This window comes from Rhodococcus sp. C-2, from assembly GCF_027854095.1.
Lineage (GTDB): Bacteria > Actinomycetota > Actinomycetes > Mycobacteriales > Mycobacteriaceae > Rhodococcus_F > Rhodococcus_F qingshengii.
The window spans coordinates 343,684-368,775 of sequence record NZ_JAQGFI010000001.1 but is presented as its reverse complement, the minus strand read 5'-3'; the positions used below and the strand labels follow the sequence as shown (position 1 = coordinate 368,775).

The window sequence follows — 25,092 nt, the reverse complement described above, 5'->3', positions numbered from 1 at the left end:
GCGCGGGCTCGGATTGATACCGTCGGGTATGGGTGTGATTGCTCGCTTGGACGGTTTCAATCGACGCCATCCGTGGAGTCACAACGATCACTACGGCCGGTGGGTTCTACGTAATCTGCGCGGGGTCAGGTCCGGTCGCGCTCTCGACGTGGGGAGCGGGACCGGCAATCTGATCGACCTCTTGCGTCGGCGGTTCGACGTGGTGGTCGGTGTGGAACCCGACCTGACAACCTCGGCCGCCGTGCGCGCAAGGTTTGTCGACGACGAGAACGTGATCATCGACGCGCAGCGGATCGAGGACTTTGCATCCGAGGCGAAGTACGACGCGATCACAGTCGTCGCAGCGTTGCATCATCTTCCACTCGAAGAATCGATGAAGCAGCTGAGTAGCCTGCTCGAACCGGGCGGGCGGCTCGTCGTGGTCGGGTGTTATCGATCGACCACAGCCACCGACGCACTCCTGTCGGTGTTGGCGACCGTGTGCAATCCCGTCGTCGGCGTCGTCAAGCATCGACGGGTTGCCTCCGAGCCACTGAAGGCGATGACAGCTCCCACCGCGGAACCGGGTGAGTCGATGGCTGACGTCCGACGCGCGGCCGCGTTGTATTTGCCAGGTAGCCGGATCAGGAGACGACTGTTCTGGCGATACACCCTGATCTACGACGAGAGTCCGGCCGGCGCGTCGGTGGGGGAGTGAGTAGACCGTTCCGGTTCCTGGGGAAACGCGCGTCGGCCGAACCCGACTATCGCCAACGAAGCGATCATCAGAGCGACCCCGATGCCCGCCAGATGTGAGAGCCCGCCACTGTCGACGACGGCCGCACCGAGCAGAGCGCCCGTTGCAATCGCGATCTGGAACACGACAACGTAGATGGCCGAGGCACGGTCGGTCCCGATAGGGACGGCGCGCAGAACCGAGGACTGGAGGCAGATCGGAACGGTAGTGAACGCCGCACCCCACAAGATCGTGGCGACGACAGCGAACGCTCCCATCGACGGCGCCAAGAGCCAGAAGATGGCCAGCGCGCCTGCCACCGTCGCGATCGAGATGAGCGTGAAGAGGCGCGGTCGGCGGTCGTAGTACTTGCCGGCGACCCACACTCCGACGGCGCCGGCGGCGCCGTAGACCAGAAGCATCGCGGTACGGATGCCACCGGACGAGCCGAGGCTTTCCTCCACCAGAAGTGTGAAGAACGTGTACGAAGCGAATTGCCCAAGGGCGGCAAACAGCGTTGCCGCGCAGATGACGGCGAGTGCCCGTTTCATCGCCGGTGTCGGCTTCGGTTTGTCTCGCTTACTCCGATGGTGTTGATCGACCGGCATTTCTGGCAACGCACGATGCAGTGAGAAAGCAATGCCCACTGCCACCACACCGATTGCCGCCGACGCGGTCCGCCAACCCCAGGACTGGCCGATCGCCGAAGACAGGGGTCCTCCGAGAACAAAAGCGAGAGACGTACCGGCATACACCATCGCGATGGCCTTGCCCTGTTGTCCGCGCGGAACCAGGGTGGCAGCGACCGGTGCAACGACAGCCCAGAACACTCCGTGCGTCGCAGCGCAGAGCAATCGTCCGATCACGAGCATCGGATAGTTGACGGCCAATGCTGCGACCAGTTGCGACACCGCGAGGGTGGCCACCGTCAGAACGACGACGCGTCGTCGCGGCCAGGTTTTGACCGCTCCGATCAGCGGAAGCGTCAAGACCGCGACACCGTATGCGTAGAAGGTCAGCAGTAGGCCGACACGCCCTTCGGTGACGTCGAGGTCCGTCGAGATTTCGCTGAGCAGTCCGACGGGGAGCATTTCGGCCGTCACGTAGGCGAAGGCTGCTCCGGCCAGTGTCATCAGCCGTAGCGTGGTTGCCTTCGGCAGTCGAGCAGTCATGTTGTGTAACGATACATGTATCGATACACACCTGCGCAATGGATATTTTTCACTCGCTATGCTGATGCTCATGGCCATACGTGCGCAGCGTTCGAGTCGTCCGACGATGGCCGACGTCGCCAAGGCCGCAGGCGTGTCGGTGATGTCGGTGTCGTACTCCTTCGCGCAGCCCGAGCGCGTGTCTGAATCAACGCGGGCCAAGGTGTTCGCCGCCGCCGAAGAGCTCGAGTACGCGGGCCCGAACCGGGCGGCGCAGTCCTTGCGGAGCGGGAAATTCAACAACATCGCGGTCGTCTTCAGCGAGAAGCTGACGTACGCCTTCGAAGACGCAGTAGCTCGGCGATTCCTCTCGGGAGTCGCCGAAGCGTGCCTGGATGCGAACGCCGGGCTGATGATGCTGCCGAACTCGGGGAAACCGGGAGACGTCGACAGAGTTCGCGACGCGGCAGTAGACGGTTTTGTCGTCTGGACCACCGTCTTCGACGATCCCATCCTCGACGCGATTGTCGGCACCGGAAAACCCGCATGCATCCAGGGTGGTCCGTTGCACGAGGGTGTGGATCTCGTCGGGATGGACGATGTTGCCGGCGCCGTCGCGATCGCGGCAGTCGGGTTGTCGGGGGCGCAGCGGCCCGCGGTGATCAGCCTTCCGTGGGATCGTGAGCGTCGGTCCGAGATTCGGATGGACGTGGATCCAGGTGAAGCGTTCTTTCCGGTGTCCCGCCATCGGCTCGAGGGCTACGAGCGCGCCGTCCGCGACGCGGGCCTCGATTGGCCCTCGGTGCGGGTAGGGGTCGTCACTGTCAACGAGCGGAGCGAGGGTGCGCGGATGGCTCGGTCCCTGCTCGACGTTCCCGAGAGCCGAAGGCGCGATGTCATCTTGGCGATGAGTGACGAACTGGCTCTGGGGGTTCTGGACGCGATCCGTGAACTCGGCCTCGCGCTGCCCGACGATGTCGCAGTCGTCGGATGGGACGACACAACAGCCGCATCGGACGCCGGCCTGACAACGGTTCGCCAGTCCCTGTTCGATCAAGGGCGCAACGCAGCTCGCGTGGTTCTCGGGCTCGACGATGCGGTCGAGCCGGTCGAATGGTCGGTGCGTCGGCGAACCTCGACGCGATGATCACGCCGGTAGTCATCGACGGTCTGCGTTTTCGGTGGTTTGTTCCTCCAGAATTGGGGGAGACCGTCCGGTGGGGACTCTCCTGGAATGTCGACAACCCGCGCCGGTGGGCGGTTGCCGAAGTCGCGGGTGCATTGCACCTACTTGTCGGAACTCCTCGTGACGACCCAAACGCGCGTCAGGCGTGGATAGACTTCGGCGCAGATGCCGCCACGACCGGGGTAGTTCGGCGCCTGCGGCTCATGTCGATGGAGTCCGACATGCTGCCCGACCCGAAGTTTCCGCACGGCCCGAACTGGGGTTGGGCTACGAGGCAATTCGTGCCTGGCTCCGAGCGCTTCTACGAGTTGGCGCGTGCACCTCGTGCGTTGCGCTCGTACCAGCTGACCGATCGTGAATACGGGCCGCGGCGCGAGGACTTCCTCCTGGTCGACCTCGAGACGGCTGCTTGATCGTTGGGACCTGACACCGTTTTTATTCAGTGGACACAGACTCCAGCTGACCGGAACCAGTGTCTGCTCGACGAAACCGGTGCCAGGTGCTGCGACTAGCGCGCTCCACTGGCCACGTTCAGTGAGTATTTGCCGGGCGGCGCCCCGACATGCTTGACGAAGTGCCGCGACAGGTGGGATTGATCGTGGAATCCGACGTCGACGGCCACGTCCGCCAATTCGCGCCCGGCGAGGATTGCGCGTCGCGCCAGATCGATTCGACGTCCCGTCACGTACTTGTGAGGCGGAAGCCCGAAATGCTTCGCGAAGTTCTTGATCAGATACGTGGGCTTCCGCTGCAGGATGTTCGACGCTTCCCGCATCGTGATTCCCGTTGTGAGTCGCGCATCGAGCAGGTCCCGAAGTTGATCGGCAACGCGTTCGTCAACGGTCGGCGTGTGAAGGGATCGACCTGTGGCCGGTGTGAGGATCTCGTTCAATCTTTCAGCGAGGAACCCCAGGCGACTTTCGGCCTCGAGTGATTCGCCGTCCGGGCCGAGTGCAGAGTGCAGTTGATCGATGCGATGGCGCAGCAGAGGGTCTCGAATCTCGGGGCTGTCCACCGCCGGGCCTATGAGGACCTCGCCGAGAACTGACGTGTCGAGGTAGAGGATTCGTTGACGAAATCCGGCCTCGGTGACCGGAACTCCGTCGTGTGCAATGCCTGGCGGCAACAGAGTCACGATCTCTGGTGCTGCGCCATGAGCGCGATGATCGAGGTCGTATGCAATCGTGCCGCGGTCGACGAGCATCAGGGACCACTGATCGTGCGTGTGTTTGGGATAGGCGTGTCCGACGAAATCGGCATGGAAGACCTCGGTGATTCCCGCGAGGCTCGGTGCCCACGCGGTGATCTGTGCGCCGCGGGGGTCCATGTCAGAAACGTACAAGACGCAGCTGCCTCGGGTGACGAAGAGTGGCGGGGTCGTCATCGCAGTGGTGGCGCGCCCGAGGGAGGAACAACATGAACAGTTCGGCAACAGCGGTATCGCTCCGCGAGAAGTTCGGTCAGTTCACCGAGCACTGGTCGCCCAAGAAGATTGCGGCCCTCAATGATTACGAGATCAAGATCGTCAAGATCAAAGGTGAATTCGTCTGGCACTCCCACACCGACACCGACGAAATGTTTCTGGTGACAAAGGGGCAGATCCGAATCCAACTGCGCGACGGAGATGTTTCGCTGGGGCCCGGTGAATTGTTCGTTGTGCCTCGCGGAGTCGAGCATTGTCCCATCGCCGAAGAGGAAGCGGAGGTGATGTTGATCGAACCCGTGGGCGTGGTGAATACCGGGAACGTCGGAGGATCACGAACCGCGGTGCTCGAGGACTGGACGTAGCTAGCGGCTCTTCCAATCCAGGGGATTGGTTCGGAGCGGCAGTGCCATGCCCGATCTCCAGAGCGTCGCCGCGCGAGAGTGCGGACGGAGCTGGACCTCGCGCCTCATCGACTGCGTGAACTCGTCGGTGAACCCTGTTCGCGGGTACTCCGCGATTGCTGCATCAACAGTTGCTCGCGGAATTTCGGGCGCACGCCGACCGGCAACGTCGAAATGCGCTGCGGCATGCAGTAGATAGGCGTCAGCGCCCGCGCCGCGGTCGACGGTCAGATCCATGTGCAGACGGATCGCTTCGCCGATTCGCTGTACCGACCTCTCCGAAGTTCCCACTCGGGTCGCGAGTTCTTCTGCGTCTGCGGCACTGATGTAGGTGAAACACCCGTGCTCGGCCGATCCTTCTGCGCCCAGTCCGACATCGTGAAGGGCGCACGCAGTGAAGAGATCTTCGGGGTCGTACTCGATCGCATCGATCTGCGCGAAGGCGTCGGCCCAGATCCAGCAGCGCAGGCTGTGGTTCAAGACCGCGGGGGAGAGGGTTCCTCTGGCGTGATCGAGCGCTTCGCTGCACAGCTTGGTGTCGGGGAGTGGGCGTTTGCGCAGCTCGGGTGTGCGAGTGGGGTAGCGGCCGAGCCGCAGTCGGAGCATCGACGGAGCACTCATGGCCTGCGCAGCAGCCGCGCGGGCCATGAGTTGTATCTGCTCGAGAGTGGTGAGCTCACCAGGGCGCATCGAATTCCTGTTCTGGGTGGGGGACAGCTGGATACGAATCTAGTTGGCAGGGAAACTTCTTCACAGATGTCCAATATCTGTCAATGACGGAAACACGGAATTATCCGAATATTGGTTGAAAGCAAGTGCCATCCAACGGCAACCCCCAATCTGTAGCCTCACCTCTGCACATCGCAAGAACCATCAAGCAACGACGGTGGGGCTCGGGCTCAGATGACGCCGAACCCGACGATCCCCGGGACTTCCGACGGGACGATGCGATGGAGCATGACCTTGTTGTTCTCGTTGCCGCCGACGGTCGTCAGAGTGCCGGCGTCGTTGACCAGAACGACGTTGACGTGTTGGCCGAAGGGGCTCGAGTCGCCGTACAGGATCGTGTCGCCGACCTTGGGTTGGTAGTCCTGACCGTAGGGGACAAACGCGTCGACGGACTCGTAATACTCCTGCAGCGTGTACACCCCGGGGATGCGCCACGACCCTGAGTTGGGGTTCGAGAACGGCGTGCCGATCTGGTTCATCGACCAGCTCACGAAATCGGCACACCACGATTCTTCGACACCCTCGGCGTATTTGGTGCCGGGACTCCCTGACTCCCACTCCTGCTCGAGGACGCCCAGTAGCGCACTCTGCTGAGCGCTGAGAATGCTGTGGTCGACGGCCGGGAACGAATCGAGATTCTCGCCGGCAAGAGCGTCGTCGCCGCGCGCGAACCACCACAGTGCGCCGGCGACAACTACGACCACCACAACGCCGAATACGCCCAGAACAGCGAGAGTGCGTCTGGGCGTATTCGGTGCGTGCGACATCACGCCACGATAGTCAATTACTCGAGCGGGGGCGCCGAGCGATCGATCGTCGTCGCGAGGGGCTTCTCCTTGACGAAGAGCAACAGGACAACCGCCGCGATGACCAAGGGGACGAGGTACAGGAAGATCGGCGCCAGCGCGTCGTTGTATGCACCGACGATGATCTCGCGAACCTGGCTCGGCAACTTCCAGAGGATTCCCGGGGTCAAGGAGTTCTCGTCACCACCGACCGCGCCGCCATTCGCCGGGAGTCGCTCGGCCAGGAGATTGGTCAGACGCGAGGCGAACAGGCTGCCCACGATCGCGCTGCCCAACGACGCACCGATCTGGCGGAAGAAGTTGTTCGACGCGGTGGCCGTTCCCACTTCGGCCGCGGGGAAGGTGTTCTGCACGATCAAGATCAAGATCTGCATGACGAGGCCGAGTCCGATACCCATGAGTGCGATGTAGCAACCGAAGACCAGCAGTGAGGTCGACGGCGTCAGACGTGAGAGCAGGACCAGAGCAACAGCGACGATGGATGTTCCGACGATGGGGAAGATCTTGTAGCGGCCGGTCTTGCTGACCAGCTGGCCGGACCCGATGGAGGCGACGAGCAGGCCCGCCATCATGGGAATCATCATCAATCCAGCTTCGGTGGCGTTCTTGCCGGTCACCATTTGGATGTAGGTCGGCAGGTAGGCGAGCGCACCGAACATGGCGATTCCGATGATCAGGCCGGCGACGGTGGTCAACACGAAGTTGCGCTGAGCGAACAGGTGCATCGGAATCACCGGTTCGTCGGCACGCTTTTCGACGAAGACAAAAGCCACTGCCGTCACGACGCAGCCGACGATCAACCCGATGATGACGGCCGATCCCCAGGCGTAGGTGTTTCCGCCCCAGGTCGTGAACAGGATCAGACACGTCGCTGCCGTCGCGACGAGAACCATGCCCAGATAGTCGATGCGAGGCTTGCCGAGGTTCGGCTTCCGCAGGTGCAGAAATGCCATCGCGCTCGCGATGGCGAGTAGGCCTAGGGGGATGTTGATCCAGAAGGCCCAACGCCAACCGATGCCCTCGGTGAACCAGCCGCCGAGTAGGGGACCGGCAACCGAAGCCAGTGCGAACACCCCGCCCATCGCACCCATGTACCGGCCGCGTTGCCTGGCGGGGACGACGTCGGCGATGATCGCCTGGGACAGCAGGATCAATCCGCCGCCGCCGAGTCCCTGCACGGCTCGACCAGCGATGAGTGTGGTCATGTCGTGGGACAGACCGCCGATCACCGAACCGACGATGAAAATGCTGATGGCGCCGATGAAGAGGCCCTTGCGGCCGATCAGGTCACCGAGTTTTCCGTACACCGGCATCATGACGGTCGAGGCGAGGATGTATGCCGTCGTCACCCAGACCATGTGGTTGACGCCGTTCAATTCGCCCACGATGGTGGGCAAAGCGGTACTGAAGATCATCTGGTCGAGCGAAGCCAGAAGCATCGTGATCATCAGCCCGACAAAAACGAGGATGATCGACCGTTTGTCCGGCGAGGCCTCGGTGTCGGTATGCGTGCCGTCGGGCTCGACGGTCGCAGCTTCTCGAGTGGACATGTAGTTCCTTAGTTGAGTGACGGCGGGTGCGAGAGTGTGGATCAGCTCTCGGACCTCAGTATTCGAGCCATCAGGAGTAGTGCCGGATCGAGCAAATCTGTTCTGGGGCTTGCCCGTTCACTGTTCTGCCATTTTCGGAAGACGTAACGCATCGCGGCGCCTGCGGTGATGACCGTTGCTGTGGCTTCGTCGGCAGCGGCTGTGTCCGAGTGCAGGCGGCGATACTCGGTTCTGTTCGACAACTCCCGCGTGAGGATCCGGGTGAGCGTGTCTTCAAGATCGTGGAAGGTGGCCAGATGTTGTTGCAACAGCGTGGGATGACGCTCGAACAATTCGCGTCGATGCGCGAGCAGATCGGGTCGCTCGTCGACGATTTGCATCGCCGCCTCGAATACCGCGAGAGCGCCGCGCAGCGGATCGTCCGGGTGCTCGCCGATGAGCGTGAGCATGGTCGTCTCACTTGGCACGACGAGCATGAGCCCGCCGATCGCTGCGTCCTTGGTGGGGAAGTAGTTGAAGAACGTGCGGGTCGACAGATTGCAGGCTTCGCAGATTTTCTCGACGGTCACTTCGTCATAGCCCAGGTCGAGAACGAGTTCGACGGCGGTGTGCTCGATCAGCTGCCTCGTCGCAATTCGTTTTCGTTCGCGCAATCCGAGAGTTTCGGTTCCCATTTCATCCATAATTGCACAGAGTGCAAAGTTTCATCGAATGCAATATTTCGCCCAAGGGTGCCTCATGAAATGCAAAAATGGGGATCGGGTGCCTGGTGGATAGGATGAACCGCGTGGAAGACACCTTGCCCCCTTGCCCTGAATGCGCCGGCGAATACACCTACGAGATGGGCGCGTTGATGGTCTGCCCGTCCTGCGCGCACGAGTGGGCGCCGACCGATAGTGCCGGCGAGGACCTGGGTGTGGTGAAAGATGCCGTAGGCAACATTCTTGCGGACGGCGACACGGTGACGGTCGTCAAGACGCTCAAGGTGAAGGGCAGTCCGACCGGCATCAAGTCAGGTACGAAAGTTCGCAACATCCGCCTTGTTCAGGGTGTTGGTGACCACGACATCGACTGCAAGGTCGACGGCATCGGACCGATGCAATTGAAGTCGAGCGTCGTCAAGAAGGTGTGACCGGACAGCGATAGTTGTCGGCTCGAAATCCTGTTCAGTTTCGACGGTTCGATAGCCACAATCGAGGTGATTCTCGACCGCTCGAACGAATGGACCGAACTGTGCCGAACTCGATCTGCCTGGCGCCCGCACTCGATAACACCGCACTCGATACAGACGAGCAGTGGAAACGCATCGTCGATGCGCTGACGCGCAGGGGTTTCCTCGGCGCCGGGCTCGGTGCCGCGGCCGCGACCTTGCTGGCAGCGTGCAGCAGCGACGAAAACGGCTCGGCGCCAAGTGGTCTCGTCACAGTGCAGGATGAGACGGGCAGTGTCGAGATTCCGTCGGACCCGCAGCGAATGGTCATCGCCCATGTCAGCGCCATGGCGACGGTGCTCGACCTCGGTGTGCCGCCGGAGAAGATCGTCGGCGGCTTCTTCGGTCTCGAGGGTGTGAGCGGTGACGCGGTGTTGCGTACGATGCCGGAGGCTGCGAACATCCCGAACCTCGGTACGGCGGGGACGTGGAACAAGGAAGCGATCATCGGCGCGTCGCCGGATCTGATCGTTATGCTCCTGACCGCCGGAAATGCTTATGCGGCAAAGTCCTACGACGAACTCTCCGCGACCGGTGTTCCAGTATTCGCCGGCTTCAACGGGTACCTCACGTGGGCCGAGATGAAGAAGTTGGTCACCTCGATGGGCGTCGCGGTCCGACGCGAAGACGCTGCTGCGGAATTGAACGCGAGAACGGAAGAGCGCCTCCTCACAATCAAGGATCGACTCTCCGCCCTCGGTTCGTTGCCGTCGGTGACCCTCCTCCGCACCGGCGAGAACGGTGTCGTCTACAACCAGGTCGACGCTCTTCTCGACGCCCTCGGTTTCCCCGGCGAACGAGCTACATCGGAGGAGTTCACGCGCACACTCACAGCGGAGCAACTCGATCAGGTGACCAGCGACGTGATCATCGTGGGCGCATTCCAGGACCAGCAGGACGTCCGTGCGCAGTTGGCGATGAACCCGCTCTGGGAGCGTCTTCCCGCTGTCCGCTCGGGGAACGTCCATTACGTCGACGACAGCCTGTGGGGCTCGGGCTATTCTCCTCGCGCCACCGAGCTGCGACTCGACGACATCGAGCGGATCTTCAGCTGACGCCACGCACGCATTCGGCTGGAGCGTCGGCCCCGGTAGGTCTCCCTACCGGTAGGGATCATCTGCTGAGCGGTAGATGAGTACGATGCCGTTCTGCGCTGGGTTGTTGCAAGTGAAGAGCACCTCACCGGCGGGGACGATGCCACAGTTCCAATCGCCGTAGGTGGTTCCGTCCAACGGTTTGTCGTACAGCATCGGGTAGGTCGCTTGCATCATCTTCATCGCTTCGACGCAGGTGGAGCCCCCACTCTTGATCAATACGTCGCGAGCCTTCCCGTCCTCGGCGGTCACCGTTCCACATGAGCCGACCGTCGAACCGCCCGAGTTCGTGGGAGCTTCGTTGTACGCGCTTACCTCACAGGAATTGATCGAATTTTCCTGGGCCGATTCGAATGTCTCCCCGCTGTGGGGGAAGAACCAAACAAGGGACCGATACATCCATGTGCCCTCGCAATCCCCGAGGTCGAACGCGACCACCGTCGCTTTCTCCGCGGATGCGGCTGCCACGCTGGAGGCGGACGTCACGTTCAGAGCGAGACCCGTGCCGTTTGCCTGCTCGCCGCCCCAGTTCTGCCACTCGATGTTGCTGACGGAGCCTGAGGCGCTACCGCCGTTGTACACCGTTTCAGGACGGACTTCTCCGTATCCGTTTTGCGAAGGTCCCCACACGCGTCCGAGGACCGGCTCCGACCTTTGGGGGACATTCGATGTGGGCGTTGGCTGCGCCTGTGGAGCCAATGCCTCCACATATCGGTAGTCGAACCCGTGAGTGGAGAAGGAAAATCCCCGTGTCGAGGTGTCGGACCGACATGACACACCGGTTTCTTGGACGTTGCAGGAGAAGCCGTCGGTCGAGAGCGTCTGACCGTAGGGAAGAACCGGCGTCGTGCCATCCGTGCGCCAGAACAGTGCCTGGCTGAGCCTCGCGAACCGAGGATCGTCTGTCCTGTTGACCAGGATGGCATTTGGTCGGACGAGGTTGTCCGACCCGTGATCCGCCACGAGTGGGGCATCTTCGACGTCGATATCCGTGCTGGTTTTCGGCTGGCACCCCGCCATCTGAGTATCGGCCCCGCTCTGCGCGCTTGCCGTCAGAATTGCGCAACGCCACAGACCGCTCGGCGTCGTGAAGAAATATCCGGCCTGCCCACCCGAGGTGTATTGGAAACCTGCCGGATCGACCAGTGCAGGAACGAGAGTCGTTGCGTCTCTATCCGGCGCCGCCTCCGCAGGTGTGGATGTCGCTGATGCCGACAACGCATCCTTGTCCGGGCCGGTCGGAGTGACCTGGTTCGCGCAAGACGCAGTTGTGAGCGCGGCCCAGACAACTAGTAGTGCTCCTATTGATCGTCCGCGGACGTGCACACGTGGCCTCATTTCATCAGTGCGTGTGGCGGGTATTCAATTGCAGTAGAAACAAACTCGCTCACGAAGAACCTGGCCTCGTAACCTATCGGCAGATTGTCACGGTGGGTATCGGCTGTTCAGTCGACAGTGTCTGCGGGGAGCGAGCGGCATTGAGAGCATCGAGCAACAGCGCCAGGTAACTACCGTCGTGTCACCTCGACTTATCGGTGCATTACCTCGAGAATCATGATCATGGACAAAATCAGGTTCTTCGAGCTGGTCACCGAATGGTTCGAGGTACTCGGTGTTGTCGCCATGGTTCTCGGGTTCGTGTTCGCATTCGTGATCGCGGGGCGCGCATGGAGTCGAACGCGGGACGGTAGTTCGGCGTTTCGTACTCTGCGCGAGACCATGGGCGCGGTCATCCTTCTCGGCCTCGAGATCCTTGTCGCCGCTGATCTGGTGAAGACGGTGACGTCGTCGCCGTCGCTGACAGACGCCGCAGTTCTGGGCATGATCGTTCTTATTCGGACCGTGCTGAGCCTGTCGATTCAGATCGAGATCGACGGGGTACTTCCGTGGCGCAAGGCGTTGGTGTCAAGTCCGGAACTCCTGGTACGCGCAGCGCGCGGATCAGGAGGCCGCACGACGCCCGACGCGTCGAGTTCGTAGCGATAGCCGTTGCGAGTGAAAGGTCGGGCAGATGACAGCAGTGCGTACCGAGCACCTCACGGTCGACGAAAGGCGGGCGCGCGGGCGCCAGGCGCGTAGAGATACGCCATTGGCCGCGCTCGCGGATCTGGCAGAGAGTGACCGTGATCCGATATCACTGCTCGAGTTGCAGGCGAAGTCGCGGGTACAGGACCTGGTGCCCATCCGATACGGGCGGATGTCGGCATCGCGGTTCTCGTTCTTCCGCGGCGCTGCTCTGGTGATGGCCGACGATTTGTCACGCAGTCCGGATTCGGGTCTTGCCAGCCAACTCTGCGGCGACGCGCACCTGAGCAACTTCGGTATCTATGCGACGCCCGAGCGAAAGCTCGCGTTCGACATCAACGACTTCGACGAAACGTACCCGGGACCGTTCGAATGGGACGTCAAGCGTCTGGCCGCAAGTTTGGTGATCGCCGCAAAGGACAACGGATTTTCGGGCAAGGAGCGAAAGAAGATCGTTCGCGGATGCGCGGCCGAGTATCGGGAAACCATGATCACCCAGGCAGGATTGGGAAATCTTGCAGTCTGGTACTCGCACATCGCACCCGAGGACGGGCTCGAGGCTCTCCAGATCGACCTGAAGAAGCGCATGCTTGCTCGCACACAAGCGACGCTGGACAAGGCTCGTCGCCGCGACAGTGTGCAGGCGGCAGGCAAGTTCACCGAAATCGTCGACGGCCGGCGGCAATTCATCAGTGATCCGCCGCTGATCGTGCCCGCAAACGAGTTGTTCGCAGGGACCGATCTCACGCAGATCGAGGAGTTGCTACGTCAGCGCGTTCGGTCGTATCGGAGCACGCTGCAGTGGGACCGTCGGGTGTTGCTCGAAAGCTTCGAGATGACGCACATTGCGCGGAAGGTTGTCGGTGTCGGGAGCGTCGGAACACGCGCATGGATGATCCTCATGAAAGGCGTCGACGACGACGATCCGTTGATCCTGCAGGTCAAGGAAGCGCAACCCTCGGTATTGTCCGGCTACGTCGATGGTCCGACCTTCAAGAACGAAGGGGAACGCGTCGTCAACGGGCAACGCTTGATGCAAGCGACAAGCGACATCTTTCTCGGCTGGGAACGAGGGCCGGGGCTCGACGAGGGTGAGCACGATTTCTACATTCGTCAACTGCGTGACGGTAAAGGGTCGGCAGTCATCGAAGAGATGGTGCCGCAGGGGCTGGAACTCTACGGGCGCCTGTGCGCCAGGGTCCTTGCCTACGCACACGCTCGCTCGTCCGATCGGATAGCGATCGCCGAATATCTCGGTGACGGAACCGAATTCGATTTCGCGATCGGGGAGTTCGCGGCTGCCTACGCCAAGCGCAATGCACGCGATCATGCCGCTCTGCTGACCGCGATCGACGACGGTCGCGTGTCAGCAGAGCGGGGAGTGTGACGACTCAGGCGAACACGCCGTCGAGCCAGCCCTGCCACGCTGCCGTTGCTGATCCACCGTCAGCACCCTCTGCGAAGAGGTGATGGGCCGCGTCGACGTTGCCGCCGAAAGCATTTCGGCCGTAGAACCGCAGCAATGCGTCCTCGGTGCGCAAGCCGATGAACCAGTCGTTGATGTAGTCGACAATCGCGTCGACGGTTCCGATTCCGGGGACTTCCACCGACGCGGAGTCACCGACAGCGGCGCCCGAGGTGATTCCGAGGGCGCTGCGAAGCGTTCCCATCGCTTGCGGCGCGGACGAGGATTCCGGGCCTTCGGCCGAGACATAGGTGACGGGTTTTCCGGCGAAGTACCGCACGTATTGGCCGAGACTGTGCAGGTAGAAGTCCGTGTGCTTGCTCGCACCGTCGTACTGGTTGTCCCAGTCCTCGGCAAACACTCCGGCGTGGACGTAGCGGACAACGGCGGTGCTCTCGTCGCGGGCCTCGACGACGTATTCGAGGTTGTTGAACCAGCCGTCGGGGCCTTGCATGTGGATGGCGAGTTCGCGGGGTGGCTCCCAGGTCGCGATGATCGGGCTGTCCGGGCGGCTGCCGTCGGCGGGGATCTCGAGAGGGGAGGGGAACATCCAGCCGGCCGTTTCGGCCGAGATGGCGGCCCAGATCTGCTCGGGGGTTCCTGGGACGACCACCTCGCGGCGGATTTCGAATTTCTCGGACATTGCTACTTCTCCGTTTCGGGCGCGTCGATCGCTTGGGTTGTGATGGTTTGGGGTGTGGTGAGGCTGGGATGCAGGGCGACAACGAGGCGGTGTTTGCGTCCGCCTTCGGAATTGCCGTCGTGATACTTGGCGACGAGTGAGTTGATCGACTCGCCGAGTTCGCCGGCGAAGGCGGCACGGTCGGCCGCCGTGGCAAAGGTGATGTCGCTGTCGATGGCAAAGGACGCCAACGGTTTTCCGGCTGCAGTTGCTCCGGCGATCAGTTCGCCGACCTCTCGGACGATCCGCGCTGCGAGACTGACGAGCCAGCGCGCCGAGAGTTGATCGGGGAACCGGCCCGGGTCCGGGGCGAGCGCCGACATGGCGGCAGGGGATATGACGTACGACGCGGCACTGGCCTGCATGATTCGCTCGGTCATGTTGCCTCGCTTGCGTTCCTCGACGAGTTCGACAAGTCCGTGGTCTTCGAGAGTGCGCAGGTGGTAGTTCACCTTCTGGCGTGTCAGCCCGATCCGGGGCGCCAGCGAGGATGCCGATCCCGGCACCGCCAATTCGGCCAGAATCCGTTGCCGAATCGGATCGAGCGACGCCTCGGCAGCTCCGGGGCGATCGATGACTGCTACGTCCAACATGAGAAAACCATCCCACCGACAACTAAATCTGTCAAGACAGAAAAAATTGTCGGTGGGATGGTTTCGGAGATTCGCTATCGCTTGAGGTCGGGCGGGTTGTTCAGATCCCGCGCCGAGTACGTGTCACACGACGAAATCTGGCCGGTCTGGTATCCGGTCATGAACCACGCCTGACGCTGTGCGGAGGAGCCGTGTGTCCAACCTTCAGGGTTGACCCGACCGGTCGTGGACTTCTGGATACGGTCGTCGCCCACCGACGAGGCGGCGGACAACGCGTCGCGAATGTCGTCTTTTGACAAGGGCTTCAGGAACGGTTGACCGGTCGCCTGATCGGGAATCGTGTCCGCAAAATGTGCCCAGACGCCGGCGTAGCAATCGGCCTGGAGTTCGGTGCGAACCGCACCCGACTGCTCACCCTGCGGGTCGGCCTGCGCGCGGCCGATGTCGCCGAGCTGGTTCTGGATGTGATGTCCGAACTCGTGCGCGACCACGTACTCCTGTGCGAGCGGTCCGGCGCTGGAACCGAAACGGTCGACGAGTAGTTGGAAGAAACTCGTGTCGAAGTACGCAGTCTGGTCGGCCGGGCAGTAGAACGGACCGACGTCACTCGACGCCTGGCCGCAACCGGTGTTGACCGAACCGCTGAACAGAATGACTTCGGGTCGCACGTACGCCGTGCCGGTCTGCTTCACCAACTGCTGTTCCCAAACGTCGTCGAGGCTTCCGACGGTCAGTGTGACGCGGCAGTTCACATCGGCGTTTGCCTGAGCACCGGTGCACTCGTCGACCGACGACAGTCCGGTCGACGAACTCGAAGTCTCGGTAGACGTACCCAGGAGTGAGCCGGGGTCACCGCCGAACAACAGCGCCAGGATCAGAACGATAATGCCGCCCGCGCCACCGCCGATCGCGATTTTGCCGCCGCGGCCACCGCCACCCCCGCCGCCTTGAACCTGAACGCGTCCCGCTTCGCCGCGGGCCCCCTCGTTGAAGGTCATCTATGTCCGCTTTCTGCTGTCGTGAACAAGTGCTTGCCGTCACTTCTGGAGATAGCTTCGCATGCGATGCGGGTCCGCGTTTCCGCTCTGTGCAGTTCGCTCCGTAGGATCGCAGGCAAAGTAGTCGGTCGTCGGTTATTGGAAGTAGTTCGAAAGGAATCCCGTGCTGCGCACACATCTCGCCGGTTCATTGCGACCCGAGCAGGCAGAGCAGACCGTAACGCTCACCGGTTGGGTAGCCAGGCGTCGTGATCACGGCGGAGTGATCTTCATCGATCTCCGTGATGCATCCGGAGTTGCGCAGGTAGTTTTCCGGGCAGGTGACGTGGCCGAGCAGGCGCACCGTCTGCGCGCGGAATACTGCGTTCGCGTGACCGGAACGGTCGAGGTTCGCCCAGAGGGCAACCAGAACTTCGAGATCCCCACCGGAGCAATCGAGGTCAACGCCACTGAACTCGAGGTTCTCAACGAAAGCGCACCGCTGCCGTTCCAGCTCGACGATCAGGTCGGCGAAGAAGCGCGCCTCAAGTACCGCTACCTCGACCTGCGCCGTGAAGGCCCCGGCTCCGCAATTCGCTTGCGCTCCAAGGTAAGTGCTGCAGCGCGCGGCGTTCTCGCGCATCACGAGTTCGTCGAGGTCGAGACTCCGACGCTCACGCGCTCGACGCCCGAGGGTGCCCGTGACTTCCTGGTGCCGTCGCGCCTTCAGCCCGGTAGCTTCTACGCACTGCCGCAGAGCCCGCAGCTGTTCAAGCAGCTCCTCATGGTCGGCGGCATCGAGCGCTACTACCAGATCGCACGTTGCTACCGCGACGAGGATTTCCGCGCCGATCGCCAGCCCGAGTTCACTCAGCTCGACATCGAGATGGCTTTCGTCAACCAGGACGACATCATCCTGCTCGCCGAGGAAATCCTGACGGCGCTCTGGAAGCTCGTCGGCCACGAGATCAAGACGCCGATCGACCGCATGACCTACACCGAGGCAATGCGTCGTTACGGCAGCGACAAGCCGGACCTGCGTTTCGACATCGAACTCGTCGAGTGCATGGACTTCTTCAAGGACACGACGTTCCGCGTGTTCCAGGCGGAGTACGTCGGCGCCGTTGTGATGCCCGGCGGTGCAAGCCAGCCGCGCAAGCAACTCGACGCCTGGCAGGAATGGGCCAAGCAGCGTGGGGCCAAGGGTCTGGCGTACGTGTTGGTCGGTGAAGACGGCACTCTCGGTGGACCTGTTGCCAAGAACCTGACCGACGCCGAGCGTGAGGGCCTGGCCGCCCACGTCGGAGCTCAGCCGGGAGACTGCGTCTTCTTCGCAGCTGGTGCAACGAAGCCGATGCGCGCCCTCCTCGGCGCTGCCCGTGGTGAGATCGCCCGCAAGAAGGACCTCATCGATCCTGACGCGTGGGCCTTCGTGTGGATCGTCGACGCTCCGATGTTCGAGCCGACCGCCGACGCCACTGCATCCGGTGACGTCGCTCTCGGCCACTCCGCGTGGACCGCCGTGCACCACGCGTTCACGTCGCCGAAGCCGGAGTTCTTCGACACGTTCGACACCGATCCGGATTCCGCTCTCGCCTACGCGTACGACATCGTCTGCAACGGCAACGAGATCGGCGGCGGCAGTATTCGTATCCACCGCAAGGACATTCAGGAACGAGTGTTCAAGGTGATGGGTATCTCCGAGGACGAGGCGCAGGAGCAGTTCGGCTTCCTCCTCGACGCCTTCGCCTTCGGTGCGCCGCCGCACGGCGGAATCGCATTCGGCTGGGACCGCATCACCGCGCTCCTCGCCGGCATGGATTCCATCCGTGAGGTCATCGCGTTCCCGAAGTCCGGCGGCGGCGTCGACCCGCTGACGGATGCTCCGGCACCGATCTCGGCTCAGCAGCGCAAGGAATCGGGTATCGACGCGAAGCCCGAGAAGAAGTCAGAGGACAAGAAGTCCGAAGGCGACACCGGCGAAGCCAAGTAGAGCCGACACCGGATCGCCATGCTGCATTTGCGGGTGATCTGCCCGACCGAGCGCACCGAGCAAGTTCTCGGTGCGCTCGCGTCGCAGCGGGGCGCGACACACATCGTCGTGATGCGCGATGTCGCGGTTCATCCTGCCGGCGACATGGTGGAGGCCGACGTCGCCCGTGAGGCGGCAAACGACGTCGTCGATGCCCTGAACGAACTCGGCGTCGCCGAAGACGGCGGAATGACGCTCGTACCGGTCGAGACGGTGTTGTCGGCGTCGGCGCGCAAAGCCGAGCGTGACGTGCCTGGTGATCCCGCGGATTCCGTCGTGTGGGAGGAATTGCTGTCCCGCACTCGCGAAGAGTCGACTCTCAACGGATTGTTCGTCGCGTTCCTGACCATTGCGTGTCTGCTGGCCGCGATCGGCGTCGTCACCGACTCTCAGATCACGATCGTCGGCGCCATGGTCGTCGGTCCGGAGTTCGGTCCGCTGGCTGCTTTGGCAGTCGCACTCGTACGGCGAGATCGACGGTTGCGTCGACGTTCGATTCTCGCGCTTGCCGTCGGATTCCCCATCGCGATGGGCGTGACGCTTGCCGCAACGTTCGTGGTGAAGTTCTTCGGATGGATGGACGTCGTCAGTCTCGAGTCACTCCACGAGGTCGATTTCGTATACAAGGTCGGGCCCATTTCGTTTGTCGTCGCGCTTCTTGCCGGTGCGGCTGGGATGCTGGCACTCGTCTCGTCGAAGTCCGCTGCCTTGGTCGGGGTGTTCATCTCTGTCACCACGGTTCCTGCCGCCGGTTTCGCGGTGGTTGCGGCAGCAAACGGAGAATGGCGGATCGCCGGGTTGTCGTCTCTGCAACTGGCTGTCAACCTGCTCGGGATCGTCACTGCCTGCGTGCTTGTTCTCTGGCTCAGAACCCGGGCCGACGAGGAATTCGAAGCAGCGTTGAAAGGCATTTCTCGATTTGTCGACGAGGACAAGACTCCATGACGTCGCCGGTTCGGAGTTCTGCTCACCGACAGCAAAATTCTCGAGAGAACTGTGTGCCGGTGTGGCGATTGGGGATTTTTGTCATCACCGCAGGTAGTCGGCAATTTCTGTTGCTGTGAGGCCTTGAATTCTCCGCTGCGAGCGGACGAGCTGGGCATGATCGGAGTCACTAACGGGTAAGTTGGTCGGTGATGACCGCATTACTGGCAGACCCCGTTTCCGAAGTCGTCGCAGCTGCTGAGCAGTTGCTGACACGCCGCACAGGGGCACCCGTAACCCTGGTGGATCCCGTAGATCTCGGGGGGAGTGGCCGCACCGTCGTGCTGCGCGTTCGTGTCGCCGAGAACCCGTTCTCCCTGCCCCGAACTTTGGTGATCAAGCAGGTCCGCGACAACTTCCAGGGAGCTACCAAAACAGCGATTGCGCTCCCGGCCGCGTCCGAAGGTGACTTCGACGTCGAGACCGCATTCCTTCGTGAAGCGGTGTCGTATCAGTTCGCCAACGCGCTTGCCAAGGACGCACGCCCCGGCGCCGAACTGTTGGCGTCCGACCTCGACGCTCGCCTCCTGATCCTGAGTGATCTCGGCGACGCCACCGCAATCAGCGTCCGACTCGAAGACTCCGACCCGGACACCGTCACTTACACGTTGATGGCCATGGCTCAGGCAATGGGACGCATGCACGCCGCGACCGTCGGCCGGGAGGACGACTTCACCGCACTGCTGCGTCGAGCCGAGGTTGCCCATTGCTCCGATGAAGTTGCGGATCAGGTGGGACGCGCAGTGGCCGGTGTTCCCGCGATGTTGGTGGAAAGTCTCGGGATCGATGTGAGTTCGGACATTCTCGAGCAGGTTCAGCACGCGCAGACACTGTTCAGTGGCGGTCGGTTCCGTGCCTTCAGTCCGTCGGACTTGTGCCCCGACAACATCATCGTCAACGACGACGGCGTGCAGTTCCTCGACTACGAGTGGGGTGGCTACCGCGACGCCCTCCTCGACATCACCTACGCGTTGGTGTCTTTTCCCGGCTGCCTGTGCAACATCGACCTGACCGAAGAGCGGGCGTCGGCGATGGTCGATGCCTGGCGGGCCGAGGTAGTGGGGATGTGGCCCGCCCTGGCCGACGAGGCCGAATTGGGGCGCAGGATCGTCGAGGCCCAACTCATCTGGGTCTGGCTCAGTACCTATCTGTACCTGCCCGAGGATCATTCGCGTATCGCCGCCGTCCGCGAACATTATCTCTCGATTCCACGCGCCGACGCACTGGTCGGACGCTGGGCCAGGCTCGCACGCTCGGCTCAGCTCGCCGGCAACGACGCCGTCGAGGCACACGCCCGCGACGTCGTGGCGGCGCTGCGGACCGAGTTCAGCTGACCGATCACACACAGAAGGGCGCCCGTGCACGAAGCACGAGCGCCCTTTCTCGGTCGAGTCCGCTCAGTTGTCGGAGACCAGATCGTTCTCGGACAGGTCCGTCGCCGCGAGCGCTGTCGAAAGATCGGGATGCCGGAACGTCGACGTCACCTGGTCGGCCACGACTCGGAAAGCAGAGGCCAGGGTCGCGGACTTGTCCGGTTCGGCCGCCCACGTTGCGGTCTGTTCGACGACGACCACGCCGTGGTGGACGTACATCTTTCCGGGGACGAGCGTGATGCCGGCGTTGGTGGCCCACTCGCGCAGGGCAGCGAGTCCCTGGCTCGCGCCCTTGGGGCCGCCTACCTCGATGTCGTCACTCGACAACTGCAGCAGAGTGTCGACGTCTTGGGAGTTGAGTGCATCGTGCCACGCGAGGACGGTGGCGATCTCGGAGGTGCTCATGGCGACAACGCTATCCAATGCGGATTCACGACTGGGTGAGGGCTGGCGGAACAGCGGATTGTGTCGGGCGTCGGTGGTCTCTAGTAGCGTCGATTCGTGAGCGATTGGCAAGCGGAAGACAGTGTGGGGGCGAAAGACGGCGTGGTGGCGGAAGACGGCCTGTTCGAGGCAACTCCGGAGGAATCCGCGATCGTCGACGAACCAGATGTCGTGTCTGTAGCCGAGCGCGCCCTGTCCTCGGTGCCGCCCGGTGCTCCTCTGGCTGTCCGCATGCGTCCGCTCACTCTTGGTGAAGTTGTCGGCCAACAGCACTTACTCGGGCCCGGCGCGCCACTCCGCAGAATGGTCGAGGGGTCCGGCGCCGCATCGGTACTTCTGTACGGACCTCCCGGCACCGGCAAGACCACGCTCGCATCGTTGATCTCGGGTGCTACCGGCCGCCGGTTCGAGGCTCTGTCGGCTCTGTCCGCCGGAGTCAAAGAAGTCCGCGGTGTCATCGAACTCGCGCGCCGCCGCCTGCTGAACGGCGAACAAACCGTCTTGTTCATCGACGAAGTTCATCGCTTCTCCAAGACCCAGCAGGACGCCTTGCTCGCCGCGGTCGAGAACCGCATCGTGCTCTTGGTCGGCGCGACCACCGAGAACCCGTCGTTCTCGGTCGTCTCCGCTCTGTTGTCGCGCTCGTTGGTCCTGCAACTGCAATCGCTCACCGCTGCGGATGTCCAGGAACTGCTCGAGCGCGCTGTCGCCGACGAACGCGGGTTCGGCGGAGCGATCACGATCGACGACGACGCGATGGAACACCTCGTTCGTCTGGCGGCCGGCGACGCCCGCCGAGCCCTGACGGCACTCGAGGCTGCCGCCGGAGCTGCACTGGACACGGCCGGTGACGCTTCGGGCCCGGTGGTGCTCGACCTCGCGACCGTCGAGGCCAGTGTCGACAAGGCCGCGGTTCGGTACGACCGTGCCGGAGATCAGCACTACGACGTCATCAGTGCATTCATCAAGAGCATTCGTGGATCAGACGTCGACGCCGCCCTGCACTACCTCGCACGGATGCTGACCGCGGGCGAAGACCCTCGCTTCATCGCACGGCGTCTGGTGGTTCACGCCAGCGAAGACATCGGCATGGCTGATCCGATGGCGCTGCAGACTGCCACCGCCGCGGCGCAGGCAGTGCAGCTGATCGGTATGCCGGAGGCTCGTCTGGCGCTGGCACAGGCCACCATTCATCTGGCGACGGCTCCCAAATCGGGTGCGGTCATCGCCGCACTCGGCGCGGCCATGGCCGACGTGGCCGCCGGAAAATCCGGACTGGTACCGCCGCACCTGCGTGACGGGCACTACAAGGGCGCCGAGCAATTGGGCAACGCAGTCGGATACAAGTACCCGCACGACACACGTGATGGTGTTCTGCGGCAACAGTATCCACCGGACGATCTGGTGGGTGTCGACTATTACCAGCCCACCGCGCACGGCAACGAGCGGGAGATCGCCGATCGGGTGAGCAAACTTCGCCGAATAGTTCGTGGCTGACGCCTGCCAGGTTCCACCGGCCGACGCGTTAGTCTGGACACCCATAGCTCGACGCTCTTGAAGGTAAGGACCGGTTAGTGCAAACCCACGAGATCCGCAGGCGATTCCTCGACCACTTCGTCAAGGCCGGCCACACCGAGGTGCCCAGCGCCTCGCTGATTCTCGACGACCCGAACCTTCTGTTCGTCAACGCGGGCATGGTTCCGTTCGTGCCGTTCTTCCTCGGGCAGCAGACGCCGTCCTACTCACGGGCGACGTCCGTGCAGAAGTGCGTCCGCACCCTGGACATCGAAGAGGTCGGCATCACCACCCGCCACAACACCTTCTTCCAGATGGCGGGCAACTTCTCCTTCGGTGACTACTTCAAGAAGGAAGCCATCTCCCACGCCTGGCAGTTGCTGACAGGTTCGGTCGAGGACGGCGGATACGGCATCGATCCCACGCGCCTGTGGGCCACCGTCTACCTCGACGACGACGAAGCGTTCTCGATCTGGCGCGACGAGGTAGGAGTGCCCGAAGAGCGCATCCAGCGCCGCGGCATGAAGGACAACTACTGGTCCATGGGCATTCCCGGGCCGTGCGGCCCCTGCTCGGAGATCTTCTACGACCGCGGCGCCGAATACGGTGTCGAGGGTGGCCCCGAAGCCGACGAGGATCGCTACATCGAGATCTGGAACCTCGTGTTCATGCAGAACGAGCGCGGCGAGGGCACCAACAAGGGCGACTACCCGATCCTCGGACCGTTGCCGAAGAAGAACATCGACACCGGCATGGGCGTCGAGCGCGTTGCGTTCCTCCTGCAGGGCGTCGAAAACGTCTACGAGACAGATCTTCTCCGCCCCGTCATCGACAAGGCCGCCGAACTGACCGGCAGTGTCTACGGGACCGACCACACTTCAGACGTCCGTTTCCGCGTCATCGCCGACCACGCACGCACCGCAGCGATGTTGATCGCCGACGGTGTGAACCCCGGCAACTACGGCCGCGGCTACGTCCTGCGCCGGTTGCTGCGTCGCATCGTGCGTTCGGCCAAACTGCTCGGCAGCGAGCAGCCCACCATGCGCGAGTTCATGATCGTCGTCCGCGACACGATGGCGCCGTCGTACCCGGTTCTGGAAACCGACTTCACGCGCATCGAGAACGTTGCCGTCGGCGAGGAGACCGCGTTCCTCAAGACGCTGGCTTCGGGTTCTGCTCTGTTCGAGAATGCTGCCGAGACGGTCAAGTCGTCCGGAAAGTCGGTCATCGCCGGCGATCAGGCGTTTGCACTGCACGACACCTACGGCTTCCCGATCGACCTCACGCTCGAGATGGCGTCCGAGGCCGGTCTCACCGTGGACGAGGACGGCTTCCGCACGCTCATGGCCGAGCAGCGCAAGCGCGCCAAGGACGACGCTCAGGCTCGTAAGCACGCCCACGCCGACCTCACGGTCTACAAGGAACTGCTCGACCGAGGCGCCACCGAGTTCACCGGTTTCGACGAACTCGTCTCCGAGGCTCACGTCCTCGCACTGATCGTCGACGGCGTCCGTGTCCCGGTAGCGAAGGCCGGTCAGGACGTCGAGGTCATCCTCGACCGAAGCCCGCTCTACGCAGAGTCCGGTGGACAGATCGCCGACATCGGTTCGCTCACCGCGCCGGGCCTCGAAGCCAAGGTCAACGACGTACAGAAGATCGCCAAGAAGGTCTGGACGCACAAGGTGACGGTGCAGAAGGGTGAGATCACCGAGGGCGACGTCGTACTCGCGCACGTCGACGCCGAGTGGCGCAAGGGTGCAACCCAGGGGCACTCCGGCACCCACATGGTGCACGCTGCACTGCGTCAGGTGCTCGGCCCCAACGCGGTGCAGGCAGGCTCGCTCAACAAGCCGGGTTACCTCCGCTTCGACTTCTCGTGGCAGGGCGCGCTGTCCGACTCCCAGAAGCAGGACATCGAGGCACTTACCAACGAAGCCGTGGCGTCGAACTACGCGGTCAACACATTTGTCACGGATCTCGACAAGGCCAAGGCGATGGGTGCGATGGCACTCTTCGGTGAGAACTACGGCGACGAGGTTCGTGTCGTCGAAATCGGCGGCCCGTTCTCGATGGAACTGTGCGGTGGCACTCACGTCGGAAGCTCCGCACAGATCGGTCAGGTAACGCTGCTCGGTGAGCAGTCGGTCGGCTCCGGAATCCGACGCGTCGAGGCGTACGTCGGTTTGGACTCCTACCGCTACCTCGCCAAGGAACGCGCGCTCCTGGCCGGACTCTCCTCCTCGCTGAAGGTTCCTTCGGAAGAGGTGCCCGCCCGCGTCGAGGCGCTCGTCGAGCGACTCAAGGTGGCCGAGAAGGAACTCGAGCAGACAAAGGCCAAGGCGGTGCTGGCGTCGGCAGGCGAGTACGTCGCCAAGGCCAAGCGCATCGGCAGTGTCCTCGTCATCGCCGAGCCTGCTCCCGCCGGAGTCGGCGGAAACGACCTGCGCAGCCTCGTCACGGACATCAAGGGTCGCCTCGGCTCCGAACCTGCCGTCGTAGCTCTGCTCGGTGACGTCGACGGCAAGGTCCCGTTCGTGGTCGCATCCAGCAAGGCAGCCCAGGGTCTCGGTGTGAAGGCCGGCGAGCTTGTCGCGTCCTTCGGTCCCAAGATCGGTGGCCGCGGCGGCGGAAAGCCCGACATGGCCCAGGGTTCGGGTTCGGACTCCGCCGGAATCCCGGCGGCGCTCGATGCGATCCGGGACAGAGTCGGAGAGCTGGCGGGCGGCAGCTGACG

Annotated in this window: 24 protein-coding genes; 13 read left to right on the top strand and 11 right to left on the bottom strand. The window is 62.9% G+C overall.

Annotated elements, in window-relative coordinates:
• Positions 1-28: 28 nt before the first annotated feature.
• Positions 29-697 carry a class I SAM-dependent methyltransferase gene (locus PCS43_RS01545; protein ID WP_064444674.1) on the top strand — a complete coding sequence of 223 codons (669 nt, stop codon included), beginning with the start codon at positions 29-31 and terminating at the stop codon, positions 695-697.
• On the opposite strand, the gene PCS43_RS01540 is transcribed toward PCS43_RS01545, so the two are convergent.
• Positions 658-1,887 (bottom strand): MFS transporter, encoded by a 1,230-nt coding sequence (locus PCS43_RS01540; RefSeq protein ID WP_003944893.1) that lies wholly within the window; start codon positions 1,885-1,887, stop codon positions 658-660. The two genes, PCS43_RS01545 and PCS43_RS01540, sit on opposite strands and share 40 nt — an antisense overlap.
• Before the next feature lie 70 nt (positions 1,888-1,957).
• Between PCS43_RS01540 and PCS43_RS01535 the strand changes: the two genes are divergently transcribed.
• Positions 1,958-3,013, top strand: a complete 1,056-nt coding sequence (locus PCS43_RS01535) for a LacI family DNA-binding transcriptional regulator (protein ID WP_245361443.1) — start codon at positions 1,958-1,960, stop codon at positions 3,011-3,013.
• Positions 3,010-3,465, top strand: coding sequence for a hypothetical protein (locus tag PCS43_RS01530; protein WP_245361444.1), 456 nt, complete (start codon positions 3,010-3,012; stop codon positions 3,463-3,465). The genes PCS43_RS01535 and PCS43_RS01530 overlap by 4 nt, the downstream gene beginning before the upstream one ends.
• Positions 3,466-3,560: 95 nt before the next feature.
• Here PCS43_RS01530 and PCS43_RS01525 read toward each other — a convergent pair whose 3' ends face one another.
• Positions 3,561-4,379 carry a helix-turn-helix domain-containing protein gene (locus PCS43_RS01525; protein ID WP_042919858.1) on the bottom strand — a complete coding sequence of 273 codons (819 nt, stop codon included), beginning with the start codon at positions 4,377-4,379 and terminating at the stop codon, positions 3,561-3,563.
• 89 nt (positions 4,380-4,468) lie between these two features.
• Between PCS43_RS01525 and PCS43_RS01520 the strand changes: the two genes are divergently transcribed.
• Positions 4,469-4,840, top strand: a complete 372-nt coding sequence (locus PCS43_RS01520; protein ID WP_030536435.1) for a cupin domain-containing protein — start codon at positions 4,469-4,471, stop codon at positions 4,838-4,840.
• Here the strand turns inward: PCS43_RS01520 and PCS43_RS01515 are convergent, their stop codons facing one another.
• From PCS43_RS01515 to PCS43_RS01500, 4 genes are all read right to left on the bottom strand, one after another.
• Positions 4,841-5,569, bottom strand: a complete 729-nt coding sequence (locus PCS43_RS01515) for an HD domain-containing protein (protein ID WP_050656334.1) — start codon at positions 5,567-5,569, stop codon at positions 4,841-4,843.
• A gap of 209 nt (positions 5,570-5,778) precedes the next feature.
• Positions 5,779-6,378 carry a CHAP domain-containing protein gene (locus PCS43_RS01510; RefSeq protein WP_030536433.1) on the bottom strand — a complete coding sequence of 200 codons (600 nt, stop codon included), beginning with the start codon at positions 6,376-6,378 and terminating at the stop codon, positions 5,779-5,781.
• Between the two features lie 14 nt (positions 6,379-6,392).
• Positions 6,393-7,964 carry an MDR family MFS transporter gene (locus PCS43_RS01505; protein WP_003944867.1) on the bottom strand — a complete coding sequence of 524 codons (1,572 nt, stop codon included), beginning with the start codon at positions 7,962-7,964 and terminating at the stop codon, positions 6,393-6,395.
• Positions 7,965-8,005: 41 nt separating this feature from the next.
• A complete protein-coding gene (locus PCS43_RS01500; protein WP_003944787.1) occupies positions 8,006-8,638 on the bottom strand; it encodes a TetR/AcrR family transcriptional regulator in 633 nt (210 codons plus the stop codon).
• Between the two features lie 113 nt (positions 8,639-8,751).
• On the opposite strand from PCS43_RS01500, the gene PCS43_RS01495 reads away from it, so the two are divergent.
• Both PCS43_RS01495 and PCS43_RS01490 read left to right on the top strand, forming a co-directional pair.
• The gene (locus PCS43_RS01495; RefSeq protein ID WP_003944988.1) at positions 8,752-9,096 is read left to right on the top strand and encodes a zinc ribbon domain-containing protein YjdM; all 345 of its coding nucleotides are present in this window, start codon (positions 8,752-8,754) and stop codon (positions 9,094-9,096) included.
• A 101-nt stretch (positions 9,097-9,197) separates the two neighbouring features.
• Positions 9,198-10,229: an ABC transporter substrate-binding protein gene (locus PCS43_RS01490; protein WP_228402242.1), complete on the top strand. Its 1,032-nt coding sequence runs from the start codon at positions 9,198-9,200 to the stop codon at positions 10,227-10,229.
• 45 nt (positions 10,230-10,274) lie between these two features.
• On the opposite strand, the gene PCS43_RS01485 is transcribed toward PCS43_RS01490, so the two are convergent.
• Entirely contained in the window at positions 10,275-11,606 is a 1,332-nt protein-coding gene (locus PCS43_RS01485) for a hypothetical protein (RefSeq protein ID WP_245361445.1), read from the bottom strand.
• A 222-nt stretch (positions 11,607-11,828) separates the two neighbouring features.
• Between PCS43_RS01485 and PCS43_RS01480 the strand changes: the two genes are divergently transcribed.
• The gene (locus PCS43_RS01480) at positions 11,829-12,248 is read left to right on the top strand and encodes a DUF1622 domain-containing protein (RefSeq protein ID WP_007728052.1); all 420 of its coding nucleotides are present in this window, start codon (positions 11,829-11,831) and stop codon (positions 12,246-12,248) included.
• Positions 12,249-12,279: 31 nt separating this feature from the next.
• Positions 12,280-13,680, top strand: a complete 1,401-nt coding sequence (locus PCS43_RS01475) for a DUF2252 domain-containing protein (protein WP_007728051.1) — start codon at positions 12,280-12,282, stop codon at positions 13,678-13,680.
• A 4-nt stretch (positions 13,681-13,684) separates the two neighbouring features.
• Here PCS43_RS01475 and PCS43_RS01470 read toward each other — a convergent pair whose 3' ends face one another.
• The 3 genes from PCS43_RS01470 to ypfJ form a co-directional block, all read right to left on the bottom strand.
• Complete coding sequence (locus PCS43_RS01470) at positions 13,685-14,401, bottom strand: SRPBCC domain-containing protein (RefSeq protein ID WP_209908571.1); 717 nt, start codon at positions 14,399-14,401, stop codon at positions 13,685-13,687.
• Positions 14,402-14,403: 2 nt separating this feature from the next.
• Positions 14,404-15,033 (bottom strand): ArsR/SmtB family transcription factor, encoded by a 630-nt coding sequence (locus PCS43_RS01465; RefSeq protein WP_007728048.1) that lies wholly within the window; start codon positions 15,031-15,033, stop codon positions 14,404-14,406.
• 74 nt (positions 15,034-15,107) lie between these two features.
• Positions 15,108-16,031 carry a KPN_02809 family neutral zinc metallopeptidase gene (gene ypfJ / locus PCS43_RS01460; protein ID WP_003945028.1) on the bottom strand — a complete coding sequence of 308 codons (924 nt, stop codon included), beginning with the start codon at positions 16,029-16,031 and terminating at the stop codon, positions 15,108-15,110.
• A gap of 163 nt (positions 16,032-16,194) precedes the next feature.
• Here ypfJ and aspS point away from each other — a divergent pair, with 163 nt between their 5' ends.
• The 3 genes from aspS (at position 16,195) to PCS43_RS01445 (ending at position 20,360) form a co-directional block, all read left to right on the top strand.
• Positions 16,195-18,003, top strand: coding sequence for an aspartate--tRNA ligase (gene aspS, locus PCS43_RS01455; RefSeq protein ID WP_050656336.1), 1,809 nt, complete (start codon positions 16,195-16,197; stop codon positions 18,001-18,003).
• An 18-nt stretch (positions 18,004-18,021) separates the two neighbouring features.
• Positions 18,022-18,987, top strand: coding sequence for a DUF389 domain-containing protein (locus PCS43_RS01450; RefSeq protein WP_042448764.1), 966 nt, complete (start codon positions 18,022-18,024; stop codon positions 18,985-18,987).
• A gap of 191 nt (positions 18,988-19,178) precedes the next feature.
• Positions 19,179-20,360, top strand: coding sequence for a kinase (locus PCS43_RS01445; protein ID WP_042448767.1), 1,182 nt, complete (start codon positions 19,179-19,181; stop codon positions 20,358-20,360).
• 63 nt (positions 20,361-20,423) lie between these two features.
• Here the strand turns inward: PCS43_RS01445 and PCS43_RS01440 are convergent, their stop codons facing one another.
• On the bottom strand, positions 20,424-20,804 hold the full coding sequence (locus PCS43_RS01440) for a nuclear transport factor 2 family protein (RefSeq protein ID WP_162113545.1): 381 nt from the start codon (positions 20,802-20,804) through the stop codon (positions 20,424-20,426).
• Positions 20,805-20,900: 96 nt separating this feature from the next.
• Between PCS43_RS01440 and PCS43_RS01435 the strand changes: the two genes are divergently transcribed.
• Complete coding sequence (locus PCS43_RS01435; RefSeq protein ID WP_370852743.1) at positions 20,901-22,340, top strand: replication-associated recombination protein A; 1,440 nt, start codon at positions 20,901-20,903, stop codon at positions 22,338-22,340.
• A gap of 77 nt (positions 22,341-22,417) precedes the next feature.
• Entirely contained in the window at positions 22,418-25,090 is a 2,673-nt protein-coding gene (gene alaS, locus PCS43_RS01430; RefSeq protein ID WP_019748361.1) for an alanine--tRNA ligase, read from the top strand.
• Positions 25,091-25,092: the final 2 nt, after the last annotated feature.